The 14,987-nt window shown below is 56.1% G+C and carries 10 protein-coding genes and 1 tRNA gene; 4 read left to right on the forward strand and 7 right to left on the reverse strand.

The genetic code is table 11. The features are described from left to right. Positions 1-136: 136 nt before the first annotated feature. Positions 137-1,003 carry a c-type cytochrome gene (locus LWH48_RS08335; RefSeq protein WP_232912211.1) on the reverse strand — a complete coding sequence of 289 codons (867 nt, stop codon included), beginning with the start codon at positions 1,001-1,003 and terminating at the stop codon, positions 137-139. Between the two features lie 249 nt (positions 1,004-1,252). Here LWH48_RS08335 and LWH48_RS08340 point away from each other — a divergent pair. Continuing rightward, positions 1,253-1,329, forward strand: a tRNA-Arg gene (locus tag LWH48_RS08340). A 152-nt stretch (positions 1,330-1,481) separates the two neighbouring features. On the opposite strand, the gene LWH48_RS08345 is transcribed toward LWH48_RS08340, so the two are convergent. Next, a complete protein-coding gene (locus LWH48_RS08345) occupies positions 1,482-2,540 on the reverse strand; it encodes a calcium/sodium antiporter (protein WP_232912212.1) in 1,059 nt (352 codons plus the stop codon). 212 nt (positions 2,541-2,752) lie between these two features. On the opposite strand from LWH48_RS08345, the gene LWH48_RS08350 reads away from it, so the two are divergent. After that, positions 2,753-3,127, forward strand: coding sequence for a histone-like nucleoid-structuring protein, MvaT/MvaU family (locus LWH48_RS08350; protein WP_232912213.1), 375 nt, complete (start codon positions 2,753-2,755; stop codon positions 3,125-3,127). A 210-nt stretch (positions 3,128-3,337) separates the two neighbouring features. Here the strand turns inward: LWH48_RS08350 and LWH48_RS08355 are convergent, their stop codons facing one another. The 3 genes from LWH48_RS08355 to LWH48_RS08365 are packed head-to-tail and all read right to left on the reverse strand — an operon-like array spanning position 3,338 to position 6,789. Further along, positions 3,338-5,197: an AAA family ATPase gene (locus tag LWH48_RS08355; protein WP_232912214.1), complete on the reverse strand. Its 1,860-nt coding sequence runs from the start codon at positions 5,195-5,197 to the stop codon at positions 3,338-3,340. Between the two features lie 4 nt (positions 5,198-5,201). After that, positions 5,202-5,696, reverse strand: coding sequence for an ABC-three component system middle component 2 (locus LWH48_RS08360; protein WP_232912215.1), 495 nt, complete (start codon positions 5,694-5,696; stop codon positions 5,202-5,204). Next, complete coding sequence (locus LWH48_RS08365) at positions 5,689-6,789, reverse strand: ABC-three component system protein (protein ID WP_232912216.1); 1,101 nt, start codon at positions 6,787-6,789, stop codon at positions 5,689-5,691. The genes LWH48_RS08360 and LWH48_RS08365 overlap by 8 nt, the downstream gene beginning before the upstream one ends. A 327-nt stretch (positions 6,790-7,116) precedes the next feature. Between LWH48_RS08365 and LWH48_RS08370 the strand changes: the two genes are divergently transcribed. Next, positions 7,117-8,496 (forward strand): IS1380 family transposase, encoded by a 1,380-nt coding sequence (locus LWH48_RS08370; protein WP_269816149.1) that lies wholly within the window; start codon positions 7,117-7,119, stop codon positions 8,494-8,496. A gap of 258 nt (positions 8,497-8,754) precedes the next feature. Here LWH48_RS08370 and LWH48_RS08375 read toward each other — a convergent pair whose 3' ends face one another. After that, entirely contained in the window at positions 8,755-10,215 is a 1,461-nt protein-coding gene (locus LWH48_RS08375) for a sensor domain-containing diguanylate cyclase (protein ID WP_232912218.1), read from the reverse strand. A 400-nt stretch (positions 10,216-10,615) separates the two neighbouring features. Beyond that, positions 10,616-11,374: a hypothetical protein gene (locus LWH48_RS08380; RefSeq protein ID WP_232912219.1), complete on the reverse strand. Its 759-nt coding sequence runs from the start codon at positions 11,372-11,374 to the stop codon at positions 10,616-10,618. A gap of 361 nt (positions 11,375-11,735) precedes the next feature. Between LWH48_RS08380 and LWH48_RS08385 the strand changes: the two genes are divergently transcribed. Further along, positions 11,736-14,984 carry a site-specific DNA-methyltransferase gene (locus LWH48_RS08385; RefSeq protein ID WP_232912220.1) on the forward strand — a complete coding sequence of 1,083 codons (3,249 nt, stop codon included), beginning with the start codon at positions 11,736-11,738 and terminating at the stop codon, positions 14,982-14,984. Positions 14,985-14,987: the final 3 nt, after the last annotated feature.

Consider the following 14,987-nt stretch of genomic DNA (forward strand, 5'->3'; position numbering starts at 1 on the left):
GGGCTTCCGGCTGAATCAGGCAGCAGACGCCTTATCGGGTCGAGCCGTGGTGTGTGCCAGGCGTCATTCCAAATCCTTCCTGCCAATGCAAGCGGGGCGCCCGAAGGCGCCCCGCTGGCTTCCCCGTGTCGGTTGCTTACTGCACCGGCTCGACCAGGTAGTCGGTGGCGGCCTTCACCTCGTCATCGGAGAGGTTGGGGTTGCCGCCCTTGGCGGGCATGGCGTTGAAGCCGTTGATGGAGTGGTCATAGAGGGTCTCGATGCCTTGCTCCAGGCGCGCGCTCCACTGGTCGGCTTCGCCGCGAATCGGTGCACCGGCGGCGCCCGTCATGTGGCAGGCCATGCAGATCTGATTGTAGATCGCCTCGCCGTCGATGCCGGCGTGGGCCGGCGCATCGCCGCCCGCGGCCTCTTCTGCCGCTGCTTCCTGGCTCGCGGGGGCGCTCTGCTCTGCGGCTGCCGAGGCGCTCTCTTCTGCAGCGGTTTCGTCGGAAGCGGCCGCCTCCTCGGGTGAGGCGTCAGCCGCGGCCTCGTCACCACCGCCCAGTTCGGGAACCTCCATCACCGGCTCGACCATGTAGGCGGTAGCGGCCTCCATCTCGGCATCGGAGAGGTTGGGGTTGCCGCCACGCGCCGGCATGGCGTTGAAGCCATTGATGGAGTGATCCAGCAGGGTGGCGAAGCCTTGCTCCACGCGATCTGCCCAGGCGGCCTCGTCACCGCGGATCGGTGCGCCGGCGGCACCTGTCTCGTGACAGGCCATGCAGACATTGTTATAGATGCCCTCGCCGTCGATATCGCCACCGCTGGAGGCACTGCTGCTACCACCGCTGGCGGCGGCCATGGTGCCGCAATCCTCGCCCTGCACGCAGAGCTCGCCTACCGGCTTAAGGCGCTCGGCGATGGCTTCGCGCTCGGCGTCGTCCTGCGCCAGGGCGATACCGGCGCTGGCGGTCAGGCCCAGGGTGGCCAGACACCCCATGATCAGCTTGCTGGATTTCACTCTCACCACCTCTTCACGGTCCTTTAGGAAGTTGTTCGCGGCAGCGCCCGGCGGAAACGGTGTCGGCAACGCAGCCGAGGGAGATGCCATCTTGCAGTCGTTGCGGACAGTATACCGGCAACCCTGTCGCCAGGAAAATGGCGTGGCCCCCGCCGTTGGGATGAGGCGGGGGCCTTCACTGTGCCCCACGCTGGACAGTGGCAGGCCTGGCAGTTAGGATGTCGTCCGCTCGGCGCCATGCCGGGTGATGCGCCCGTAGCTCAGTTGGATAGAGTATCGGCCTCCGAAGCCGAGGGTCGCAGGTTCGAATCCTGCCGGGCGCGCCACGAATTCAAGGACTTACGGTGATGCCGTAGGTCCTTTTTTGTGTCTGTGACCATCCTGTGACCACGCTGTGACCATCTTTCACGGGACGGGGCATATATGTCTTGATACTGATTGACTGTTGGCCCTGGCGGGTCACAGCTTTGGTCACAGATCATGAGTGCCTTCTTCTCCGATGATCCTGCACCCCCAGCACGACCAGCGTCAGCGCCGTCAGGGGCAGGGCGAAATAGAGCAGGGTGGCGCTGAAGAGCGTCAGAGTGTCGTGCCGGGTGGCGGCCAGGATCAGGTAGAGGTTATAGGCCACATAGTAGGCCAGCAGCACGCCGCCCTCCCAGCGGTCGATCATCCCGCCGGTGAAGCAGATCGGCAGGCAGGCCAGGGCGACCACGATCATCACTGGGATATCGAAACCCAGCATGGCGTCGGAGACAGCGATGCCCGAGGGGGCCAGCAGCCCCGTGAGGCCCAGCACGCCGAGGATATTGAAGACGTTGCTGCCCACCACGTTGCCCACGGCGATGTCGCGCTCACCGCGCAGCGCGGCGATGATCGAGGTGACCACCTCGGGCAGCGAGGTGCCGGCGGCGATGATGGTCAGGCCGATCACCTGCTCACTGATGCCCAGCGACTGGGCGAAGCTCACCGCTCCGTCCACCAGCCAGCGCGAGCCCAGCACCAGCATGGCCAGGCCTCCCCCCACGTAGAGCAGGTTGATGCCCAGGGAGGCGGGGGCGGATTCGCCGTCCGGCGTCGCCTCCGCCGAGGGCGCCTTGGCGTTCTGGAGAAACAGGAACACCAGGTAGGCGCCCAGGCCAGCGACCAGCAGCCCACCGTCGAGGCGCCCGACGCTACCGTTCATGGCCAGCAGTAGCACGGCCAGGGACAGCCCCACCATCAACGGGATGTCGAAACGGATCAGCTGCTGCGCCACCGCCAGCGGGACGATCAGCGCCGAGACGCCCAGGATGAATAGCACGTTGAAGATGTTGCTGCCAACCACGTTGCCCATGGCGATGCCCGCCTGGTCATCGAGGGCCGCCTTGAGGCTCACGGCCAGCTCCGGCGAGCTGGTGCCGAAGGCCACCACCGTCAGGCCGATGATCAGTGGCGACATGCCGACGCGGGTGGCTAGCCGCGAAGCGCCCCTCACCAGCCCCTCTGCACCGAGGATCAGCAGCAGCAGACCGGCTACGAATACCAGTAATGTCATGCCTCCTCCCTCGACATTCCCAATTCTGGCCATGGGACCAGTATTACCAAGACATGAACTAATGGCACCTCTGGTCAGCACAGAATGGCACGCTCGCCATGTGCTCAAAAAATTAATTATATTTATGGATTGTTAGGCGAGATAATCAATTGAATATTTCTGACGACTGTCCCATATTACACGCGCCACTCATAGCAACGTCAGGAGCCGCAATGTCCCTACTCAATACGTACATGGAAAAAGAGCAGCAGCTGAAGCAGCTTCAGGAGGAGTTGGACAAGCTGAAAAATGACGAGCGTCTCAAGGCCGAGCTGGACTTCAAGAACCACCTCGAAACTCTGATGCGTGAGTTCGATAAGTCGGCAGCCGATGTCATCCATCTGCTCGACCCGAGGCCCACCACCAACAAAACCTCAAGCAGCACCAAGAGCACAGGTCGTGCCAAGCGAAAGCTCAAGATCTACAAGAACCCTAACACGGGTGAGGTTGTCGAGACTCGGGGCGGTAACCAGAAGACGCTGAAGGCCTGGAAAGAAGAGTACGGTGCCGATACCGTAGAAAGCTGGCTAGTACGAACAGAAGATTAAAGAGCTATCATCTGCCCACCCAAACACAGGTGGGCAGGTCAGCTTTCGGCCAGAAGCGGTCGTTCAGAATGTGTACATGTAACGCTCGCATTTGCGGCTGGTTTGGAGCGCAGCGGAAAACCAGTCCGACAACATGCTCTTGTTATACGCACTCCACACTTGGATATACTCCAACATTGACTACCAACAATTGCCCCTTTTCTTCTTATCCTACTGATTCTCCCTCGGAGGGAAGAGTCCGAAACGGCCATGTTGAGGGTTCTTTGTGAAAACCGTCAGTCCGAGTTGGCCTTCAAAGGATTCTGGTGGATGCTCATTTTCGACAACTATTACTTGGCTGTCGGAATGTTCTTCGATCAGATATTTATAAAATTTTTGTTTAAGACTCGTGCCCTGCAGGCTATCGCCTTCACCCTCTGGCTTGTAATAGGCGAGCAATGGTGAATCAAGCACAACAAACCCCGGGTGTGGGAGTGAGCGTTCTTTACAAAATTCGAGCAATCCTAAAGTGGCGGCAGCATGCGTTATCGCTCTGAGCCCCTTGCCCCTGTTGCCACGAAGCTTACCGTTAATGACAAAGTCCATGGTTACTTCATCAAAATGAACGCTGCCTGTATCGGGAAAGTCCCACGCCTCAAGTATTCGTTCTACCGTTTTAGAAAAATCATGTAGAATCTGAGTCGGTAGCTTCGTAGCAATCTTTTGATCACTAGCTTCCGCCTCTTCTGCATCTCCGAATAATTCTTCTCTTTGTGCTAGTAGCTTGTCCAATCTGGCAAAGACCGAAAGGTGCGAAATAACCCTGCTGCGTGTATCAACAAACTCGGAGTAGGTAGACTGCATATCAGACAACTCAGGAGCGATGGCGCTTTTAATTTCACTATCAACACAGTTAAATTGTTTTTCAATCTCAATCAAATCATCGGATAGAAATGCGGACTCGTCATGCAACGCAGTAATTGTAGAATCAAGATCACTTGCCAGTTTCTTAATTTTTTCCATCTCTGCTGCTGCTGCAAAGACAATTGACTCAACATCGCCATCACATTCTTCGGTACTATGTTGAGCTTCAGGTGAAGCGCCACAAAGCGGGCAAGGCGCCCGCTCATGATGCACGAAAAGTGAGCCAGATTCTTCGATGGCCATTAGTCTTTGTAAATCTGTTACATATTGAATCTTTAACAAATTGAATCGTTCCAACATGTCGGCTATGTCGTCTTTCCTGTCCTTAATCGCCTCGCGGGTTTTCACAATTTTTCGTCTTTCGGTGGTCATCTCATTGAGCTGAGACTGAGCCAACAGAAGTTGTTCTCTAATGGATGAAATAGATTTATCAAGCTTTTCGAGTTGTTCTTCCAGCTCCTCACGCCCAAAACCATGTTCGGTAATCTCGTCCTCTACATCAGCAATCCATTGCTCGATAAGTTCAGCTTTTGCTTGATCATTTGCCTCCGATTGCTTACGAGTATCTGCTGGCACTATCGCGCTATCATCCACGCCAGTAAGCATGAGCTTTAAGGTAGATTTTTCGGCGGTTTTAGAAACATATTGGCCAGTTAGGAACGGAGAATCCGTCCGGATTATTTCCTGCTCATTAACAATGATGAGTCGAGCGATATCACGGAAACTTAAAGACCGGCAATCTCCACTCGCATTTTTTCGCACATATTTGCTTAGCAAATCTATAGCGCCAAGGAGCCAACCTGAAATATTATCCTCTAGGCGTGCTGCGTGTTTCATCTTAATCGTGCCGCTTTCCTTGACGTCTGTCGCAGCTTCAATATTCCCTTGATATATCCGGTAGTTACCACCCTCTATACTGCGTTCAAATGTCCAGAGCCCTTTCTCCGAGGATTCGATAGCAATGCGGGCTTTGTCGTATCCGTCCAGCTCTGGAATTCTTCGCAGTTCCTTTCCTCCAAGAAGGAAGTCAATGGCCTCGACAAGGAAGGATTTTCCGGTATCCGATGCGCCACATACAACGCTTAAGCTTTGGTCGAAGCCAATCGAAGCGGGGGGAACTCTAGTACCCAAAAAACTTATATTTCTTATTTGAATCATCTCATTCATCTGATTAACCGCCACCGAAGCCTTGTGATGGATGAAACTGGGTAGCCCATTTGTCAAAAAAACTGCTGATCAAATTATGAAGCTCGTTAGTATCCATATTCCCGAAAGTCTCACCAACCCAATTTGCTCTATCTATTAATGAGCGCATATACGGCGTAGCCATTGAATCAACGAATGGCTTGGCATAATCAGTTGCCTGATAAACAATCCCTTCTGCGCCTGCTATTCGGTTAACAAGCCCACGACTCATCATCAATGAAATTCCCGACCCAATAATTTTACGTCTAACTAGCAGTTCGCCTTCTCTCATAGGAAGAGGTGGGTGAAGGCTTTCCGGGCCATTAACATCGCCTGAATGGACTACCAGATAGTCAAAATCTACAAGGCGCTGCAAATCCAAAGCAGCGGGAAAATTAGCTGCAAGGATGACTAGTGAGCGAACACCTGTCTCAAGAGCGCTGTTAAATACCGTGACATTTGGCTGACGTTCTTCACTCATCTTGCTCACTCCAATTCAACCGGCGGTCATTCACAAGTTGGTGACACATTCCTTGTTTGTCCCGTGTGCGGGTGACACTAGTAAGCGGGCTTGCATAAACGGTAACATTAGCTGCCTGGCTCATTGTTGCATTTAAACGATCCATGCCACAGGCATGCTCGGACTCACACACATCCACCACCCCATCAAAAATATCATCTTGAAGAGCTTCGAAGACACCTGACGGAACTGTGTCCCGGGAGAAGTTTCGCAAGGACTCCGCATGATAAAAGCGCTCACGCTGTCTACGAAAATGGTTCCGTATCCTGTCATCCTTATCTAGTAGAGAAAGATCGGGCGGTTGCTGGTCATCGGTAATAGACTGTGCATATACGCTCAGTAGCTGTCTTACGTAGCGATGATCCATAGATACCGTATCTTCTGGCGGTATTACAGGTTCGGGACGGGGACCAAGCCCTCCACCAAACCTTACGGCATGAAAAGGCGTGGTAGCATGCTGTTCAATCATTCGAACAAGTGACACAGAATCGAATATTGTAAAATCAAAGCTCTCCAAATGGGCAAGGAGGCCCCCTTCAAGCTTTATCTGGGCTGTAGCTGTAATGCAATCTTCACAATATTTCTCCCAGTTATCTTTTAGTTCTTCTTTTAATTTATCAGCATTGGCAAGTAGTTTACCTAGTTTTGTTCCGATTTGCTTCGGGGCAACAAAGTAATACTTTCGTGGCGGTATGTATTCACCGCATTTCGTAAAGTAAATAACCTTCCCCAACTCGACCCAGACATTGGAAGGCGTTAAAGGCTTATCATAAAACTTACACTGGTAGTTGTCCCAGCCATCACTAAACTGGTTAGAAGCGATAAAACCTACGACGTCTAGTCCTTTGTCGCCTGCTCCGGCAAAGCGCTTGACGCAATGATAGGAACTTCGAAGAGATGAAGCCCATTCCTCGGTAAACTCTTCCCATTCGTCCGCGCTAAATAGCTGAACACGCTGCGTTTTCGGAACGGGAATGCCCGAATCCACATGCTCTGAGCTATACAACCCTTTTTGAGGATTGGGTAAAAGCTCTTTGAAATCATTTTCGTTCATTGTTTTATTTCGTAGACCGAACGCTAGCATATCTACTTGAACGCGTATGCTCTTTTAAAATGTTATACCGCACTCCGCACGCCCCCCTAACCTTATGAAAAACCGAAACATTAAGTATAGATAGGCAGTATAGCACCAATCATAGAGCCGGCTGCATAACACGGATAGACACGCTGGCTGCCTTTGCCAGCATGGCCGCTTTGGGTCGACAGCAGCCATTAGCCCAGCTTATTCATGAGGCCGGTCTGAAAACGAAGATAGCGGATGGTATTCTCTTGAAAATTCAGTGTGTTCCGCCAAGAACCTGAACCAAGAGAGCCATCCGCTATGGGTGAAAGCCTATCCACCTGGACGCCCTCGTGCAACGGCGCTGTGCGTGTCGAGTTGAGCGGCCAGCGCACCACCAGCGACAGCGGTGCTCTGCTGCTGCGTGAAGCCCTCGACAACAGCGGCGTTATTGAGGCGCTGGAAGACAATCTGGTCGACTTCCGCAACCCGCTACGCATCCGCCACTCGCTGGCCAGTCAGCTGCGCACCCTGGTGCTGCAACGGGCGATGGGCTGGATCGATCTTAGCGATACCGACACGCTGCGCCGTGACCCGCTCTGGCAGTTGGCCTGCAGCGATGCACGCGGTATGACGCCCCTGGCCCAGGACCGGCCGTCTCAAGCCACGTTGTCGCGGCTGCTGAGCTGCCTCGGTCGTAACGACAACATCGATGCCGTGCATGAAGGCCTTCTACGGTTGGTGGTTTGGCGCCTGACCTCGCTGCAGAACGGTGAGCGTCCCAAGCAGCTGACGCTGGACATCGACGGCCTGCCGATCGAGGTCCATGGCCACCAGGGCGGCTCGGCGTTTCACGGGCTTTACGGTGCCCGCATCTACTCGCCGCTGGTCGCCTCGCTGGCCGAGACCGGCGACATGGTTGGCGGCCTGCTGCGGGAGGGCAATGCAGGCCCGGCCGAGAACGCCGACACCTGGATCCCGCATCTGGTGCGGCGACTCAACGAGAGCACCGGGGCTCAGGTTCGCGTGCGCATCGACGCCGGTTTTACCGACAACGACACGCTGGCGGCGCTGGAAGATCGCGGCATCGAGTACCTGGGCCGGCTGCGCAGTCACACTGGCCTGCAGAAGTTGGCGGCGCCACTTCTGAAGCGGCCACCCGGCCGGCCACCCGAGCAGCCTCGCGAGTGGTGCCACGATCTGGAGTATCAAGCGGGCTCTTGGTCGGCACCGCGTCGCGTCGTGCTGGTGGTGCAGGAACGCCCCGATGACCTGCTGCTGCATGCCTTCTTCCTGGTCACCAACCTCGGCAAGTTCGACTGGCCGCCGGAGAAGGTCTTGGCGCTCTACCGCAAGCGCGGCAGCGCCGAGGCGCACGTGGGCGAGGTGAAGTCGGCGCTCGACGTGCACCTCTCGTCGACCGATCGCGGCGCCTCCACCGTTCAGGACGTGATGGCACGCAACGAGGTGAGCCTGCTGCTCAGCCTCTACGCCTATCAGGTCCTGCATGGCCTACGCTGCCTGCTGGAGCGGCAGACCCGGCAAGGCTGGAGCCTTAGCCGGATGCGCGAGCAGGTGCTGAAGGTCGCCGCCACGCTGAGGCTGCACGCTCGGCGAATCACCGTTCACCTGGGTGCCGCCGCCGACAAGTGGTGGCCGACGCTGCTGAAGGGGCTGCCGAAGCTGACCGCACTGAGCTGACGCTCCTGCGAGACCACCACGGCATCAGAAAGCGAGCGACCGGAGCGGCGGTCGGCGACCACGGCTGCTTGGACGGCCGCAATTGATTCCAAAGAGCTATAACAAAGCGGGGAATGGCTCGAATTCTGGCATTACTCAACGACCATTCGCGCTGAAGAAGCCAATCCTGATGAGCGATGCCGCCAGCCAGCACTTTCAGACCGCCCGTCCAGCGTCCTCGTGAATGAGGCGGGCTGATGGGTGCATCTGCGGGCTCTCTCAGCTACCCAGCTCGTAGATTGCTTTGCTCTCGGCAGCTACGACACAGTTGCGCCCGGTATGCTTAGCGGCGTACAAGGCCTGGTCTGCCTCTGCCATCAATTGTGCGAGAGCCTCGAGCTCATCGCTAGCTTGGTGTGCAACACCAAGGCTGATTGTCATATTGATTGACACTGGCCTTGAAACTCCCGCGACTTCAATACAGAAAGGCGTATCAGAGACACAACGACGAAGGCGCTCGGCCAGTGACATGGCCTGTTCGTTTTGCATGCCGGTCGCAAGAACAGCGAATTCTTCGCCCCCCAGCCTCACTAAGCAGTCCTCGGGCCGCAGTTCATGCTGAAGACGGTCTACTAACTGAGACAGCAAAGCATCTCCAACCAAGTGACCGTGGGTGTCATTGATCTGTTTGAAGTGATCAATATCGAACAAGATCAGATGTCGAGGAAATGTGGCGGAGTGCTCGCTCATTTGCCGGTCTAGGCCGCGTCGGTTGAGTGCACCGGTCAGCGCATCCCGCTCTGAAGCAGCCTGTGCTTGCTCTTCTTCTTGCTTACGTTTGCCGATATCGACCAGCACCCCGGCCAGTGCCACTGGCTCTCCCTGATCATTGTGCTGCACCTCGGCGATGACCTCATACCAGGACCACACATCGTCGACAAGACGAACGCGCACATCGAGACGAAACTGGACTGGAGCAGGAGCGTTACGCGACTCCCGGAGCCATGACCAGATCACTGCGCGGTCCGTTGGGTGTAAGCGATTCGCCAAACGCCGCAGCGGCATTCGGGGAGAGGACTCGGGATAGCCCAATGCCACCTTTAGGCCCTGGGAGCACCATACGCGCCCATTGCGAAGGCTGACCTCCCAGACGCCGCAATCGGCGACCTTATGGAACAGTTCGACCTGGCGCGATCGGTGGTTCAATTGATAGCGGTAAAGAGCCGCGGCAACCATCTGGGCTGCCGTCTCCAGCAGGTCGAGGCCTGGGCCCTCCCAGTTGACGGAGCGGTCACAGTCATCAACCCCCAGTGTCCCCCACCAGCGGCCGTCCACGAAGATGGGAACACTGGCCATCGATAGAGTCGCCTGGCTCTCCAGGTGTCGCCTGATGGGCCCTTCTGGGAGCATGGGGGTGCAGAAGCTATGGCGACATCCCCTCTGACGCTCTTCAACCAGTTGCTGATACTCGACCTTATCGAGTGACGAAGCAAAGAACCGAGAACGATAGTGGCTCAGCAACTGGTAGCGTTCCGACGAGGCCCACTCGAAAACATAATCTTGAATCACCTTATCGGGCTGTATCTCCACCAGTTGCAGAATCCATACCCTGCTGGCTCCGGTGACGGGCCCCAGTTCGGTCAGCAGTCGATCGACGCCGTCCGCCCAGTGCTCCATGGCCATCAGCGCCGTGCTGCCACGCGCCAATGCCGCCAAGCAGTCGTCAGCAACAAGAGGCACCTTTGCTACCTCTGTAGGTAGCGAAGATCGGGGAGGGGGGCCAAGCATTGTCGGAACTCTGTTATGGGGCCTTGCTCCCAAGCATGGTTGAGCAATCGGTCAACTACAAGGTGCCGCTGGTCATAAAGTCACCTCCTTTGCTGCCAGGCGTCACCTGGGCAGTCCCTACCCGCCCCATGCATCGGTGTGGGCAACCTATTCCGGGGTGAGCTTCCATGGATTTAGACTTTCGTAGGGGTGAATAAAAACACAGTTCATGTGGTAACAGTAAAACCTATTCTCCGCCATTTGCGAGTCCTTTCCGCAATATCGGGCCGCCCAATTAATTGGGTGGCCCGATATCAGTGGGTGGTTTTGGCTTTATATTCGATATTTTAATTTATTGAGTCCATATGGTCTTCTATATGGTTAGATATTTGGCGCTCTTTGGGTTTCGAATTGAATTCTTGAGCCACGTAGGCTGTCCAGATTTTACTATCTCAGGGTGTGACGAGATATAGACACCCAAAGAAACTATATAATTTGATACTTCACGGAGGATCTCATGTTCCTCTGCTGCGAGTGGGTCTGCTCCATGCTCGGTGGGCAGCATGATGTCGTTGTTCATGAAGTCATATATTTCCGATGTCGTGAATGCCGACCTCAGCATGCAGGGATGATTAATGGGATCTTCATCCATCGGGCTGTTGATTGCTATAGTGAGCCTGTGACCTTCTTTCTCTACGGGCTCGTACCATTCATCAATATTGTAGTGGCGGAGCATTTTGTTCATGTGCCGGGAAATTTCTGATGACTTCATCCAACCTACCAATATTCCATCAACCTTATGGCTGGCAAAAGTTTTGCCATGAGGAACAGAAACCGTAGTAACCTTGGCCGGCCACTGCCATGAGGGAGGATTTGCTGACGTAAACTGATCTTTGCTTACCTTATCGGAGATGGCAGCAGACGGGATGATTACATGGCCGGCCTTTGCATGAAATTGCTCAAGCATGAAGATATCGGCATTGATAGAGGAAAGAATAGCCGGGTCCTCAAGGACGTGCCTCATAACCTCGTAGTCCAACGGCGCATTTTTGGGCAGGCCCAACTGTTTCTTTACAGCGTTGAGGTACCTCTTTGTGAAAGGGGTGTAGTGGTGGTAGTTGAACGCGCTCATCGGTTTCTCCTGGTTGCGATGTGGCATACCCACGGTACAACAAACACCATGGTGAATAGGGAAGCTGGCTGGAATCTCCAATTCCCAAAAAACAAGCCAAATATGGTATAAGCCGTTTTTTGCGTGAGCCTGCCGTCAGGAGAGCCTTCACAAAAAAAGGCTGAAATATGGTATGGCGTGTCTGGAGCCGATTTCGTGCGTGATCCCAAAAGATGGCAAGAATATGCTAAAGGCACGGCTGAGACGGGCTAGCGTCCATGGCCACACCGCGTCTTGCGGCCTTCCTGCCGATTCACCATGATGGCCTGTATCATCAGCAGGCTAAGCGCATTTATCGCCGCCAGAACGACAGGGACGCCCCATGAGCCAGACCGACGCCCAGCTACGCGAGCTGATCCTCACCCTCGTGCCCGATGACGGCAACACCATCGGCAACGCCAGGCTGCTCAAGCAGCTCAGCGAAGAGGCGACCGAGGTCGACAAGCTCGACTATGAGCGAGTGCGCGACGGGCTGATCAAGGAAGGCGTGCTGGGCAAGGGTCGCGGCCGCGGTGGATCCGTATACCGCCTCACTCCTGAGTCTGAAGACACCGTAGAAGCACCGGCTCCAGACCCGGGCGCCCCAGACCTCTCCCTGCAGATGCAGGAGGCCCCCGCCGGGCTACCGCTGAATCAGCAACAGGCCAAACCGAAGCGGGCCACCAAGCCTCGCCAGAAGAAGCCAGACCAGGCCGAGGTGCTCTCCTACCGTTATGACGAGAAGCGCAAGAACAACCCCCATGTGGGCATGGTGGATACCGCCAGCGACGGGGTAGAGGAGACCACCACCTGGGCCTACGACCCCCACCTCGATCCCGAGCTGCAGTTCGACGCCTCTGCTAACCGTGCCCAGGTTGAGACGCTGATCGACGATGCCCTGGCCTCCGGTGACCAGGAGCAGATGAAGGCCGCTCTCGAGGAGCTCAAGCGGCGGCAGTCCCCCTACCTGCAGTGGAGCGGCAAGGCCGAGCGCACCAGCTTCGAGGTGGATACCGTCTCCCTTCACGTCCACGAGCGCATCGACCCCGCCACCATCCTCGGTGAGGTGCAGAAGCGCATGAAGGCGGGCAAGAAGGGGGGCAGCGCCTTCCAGCCCGACATGTTCCACGCCCCCTTCGAGAACCTGCCGCTGCGCGAGGCCATCGACTTCTACAAGCACGAGCGCGACTGGGCCAACCGCCTGATCGCCGGCGACTCCCTGTTGGTGATGAACTCCATGCTGCAGAAGGAGGGCATGGCCGGGCAGTTGCAGATGATCTATATCGACCCGCCCTACGGCATCAAGTACGGCTCCAACTTCCAGCCGTTCACCAACAAGCGCGACGTCAAGGATCGCAAGGATGAGGACCTGACCCAGGAGCCGGAGATGATCAAGGCCTTTCGGGATACCTGGGAGCTGGGCATTCACTCCTACCTGACCTATTTGCGAGATCGACTGGTGCTTGCTCGGGAGCTGCTGAGTGATTGTGGGTCAGTATTTGTACAGATTTCGGATGAAAACCTACACCATGTGCGAGAGTTGATGGATGAGGTTTTCGGGCAAAATAACTTTATCTCAATAATATCAGCCAGGAAAACTACGGGGGAGACTTCTAGGTTTATATCGGTAACTTGTGACTTTGTCGTCTGGTATGCGAAAGATAAAAATAAGGCAAAGTTTAATCAGGTTTTTTCTCCAAGGACTGAGAATGCGCAACAAAGATATAATCAGCCTGATGCATTATCAGAAGGAGCACTGTATCGGCTTGATGATGTCACGAGCGCGAGATCATCAAGTGAGAAAGATCTTAGATCGGTAACTCTTCATGGCCAAGATTACTCGCCAGGTCGGCGAACATTCAGAACAGAAAAGAACGGGATGAGGAGGTTGCTCTTATCTAATAGGCTCACTGGGAATGGAAGATCGTTGTCATATAAGCATTTTCTAGAAGATTTTCCAGCTGCGCCAGTAAGCAATTTATGGACAGATATAAGTGGTGCAGTGCAAAGTCGCTCTGACCCCAAAGTCTATGTTGTTCAAACAGGTACATCGTTAATCGAACGCTGCCTACTAATGACCACCGACCCAGGTGATCTAGTGTTGGATCCCACCTGTGGCTCCGGCACTACCGCCTATGTTGGTGAGAAGTGGGGGCGTCGCTGGGTTACCTGCGATACCTCCCGGGTGGCCGTCACCTTGGCCAAGCAGCGTCTGATGACCGCCAGCTACGACTACTACGAGCTGAAGTATCCCCAGGAGGGACTGGGCGGGGGCTTCATCTACAAGACGGTGCCTCACATCACCCTCAAGTCGATCGCTAACAACCCCGAGATCGATGAGCTCTACGAGCAATACCATCCGGCCATCGAGCAGGCTCTGACCAAGCTGAACCAGTCGCTGAAAGGCGAGCCTCTCGCCTTCACCGTCACCGAGGGTGGGCGCAAGGGCGACAAGGTCGACTTCGCAGCCCCCGACAGCAAGACGGTCACGCTCCCCTCGGGTGAGACTGCCAAGGTCAACGAGCTGCTCGAGTGGGAGGTCCCCTTCGACTTCCCCGACGAGTGGCCGGAGGCCGCCAAGCCACTCTTCGAGGCGTTCCATAGCGCCCGCCAGACGATGCAGCGCCGCATGGACGAGAGCATTGCCAACCATGCCGGCCAGGAGGTGCTCTACGACCAGCCCGAGGTGAGCCGCGACAAGCTGCGCATCACTGGCCCCTTCACCGTCGAAGCGGTGCCCTTTGCTACCGTGCTGGGCCTGGATGAGGCAGAGCAGCCCAAGGAGGCCGACGTCGCCGTGGCTCGCTCCGGGGCCACCTCCCGCCATGCCCAGTGGCGGGAAGAGCTGCTCAAGGCCGGTATCCGTGGCAAGGGCGGTCAGCACCTCAAGCTGATGGACCTGGAGACTCTGCCCGGCGCCAAGTATCTGCACGCAGTGGGCACCGTCGCGGAGACAGGTGAGCGCGTCGCCGTCAGCTTCGGCCCCGAGTATGCTGCCCTGGAACAGCGCCAGGTAGAGATCGCCAAGAATGAGGCCGGTGACCTCTTCCCGACACCTAGGCTGCTGGTTTTCTGCTCCTTTACCTTCGATCCAGAAGCCGCCAAGGACATCGACAGCATCAAGGGCATCCAGGCCCTCAAGGTGCAGATGAACACCGACCTGCTCACCGAGGACCTCAAGAAGAACGCCCGCAGCAACGAGTCTTTCTGGCTGATGGGGCAGCCGGACGTCGAGGTGCATACCCTCAAGGACGGCAAGCTGCAGGTCGAGGTGCATGGTTTCGACTACTTCGATACCAAGAGTGGCGAGCTCAAGTCCGGGGGTAAGCGCGATATCGCCGTGTGGGAGCTGGATACCGACTACGACGACCGCTCCCTCTACCCGCGCCAGGTATTCTTCCCCATGGCCGGCAAGAAGGATGGCTGGTACAAGCTCAAGAAGGATATCCGTGCCGAGCTCAACGAGGAGCTGCTGGACAAGTACCACGGCACCAAGTCGTTACCCTTCGAGCTCGGCGACAACCGCTGCATCGCGGTGAAGATCGTCGATAACCGCGGCATCGAATCGCTGAAAGTCGTTCGGCTGGACTGACCC

It is taken from the genome of Halomonas sp. G15 (assembly GCF_021282295.1).
Classification (GTDB): Bacteria; Pseudomonadota; Gammaproteobacteria; order Pseudomonadales; family Halomonadaceae; genus Halomonas; species Halomonas alimentaria.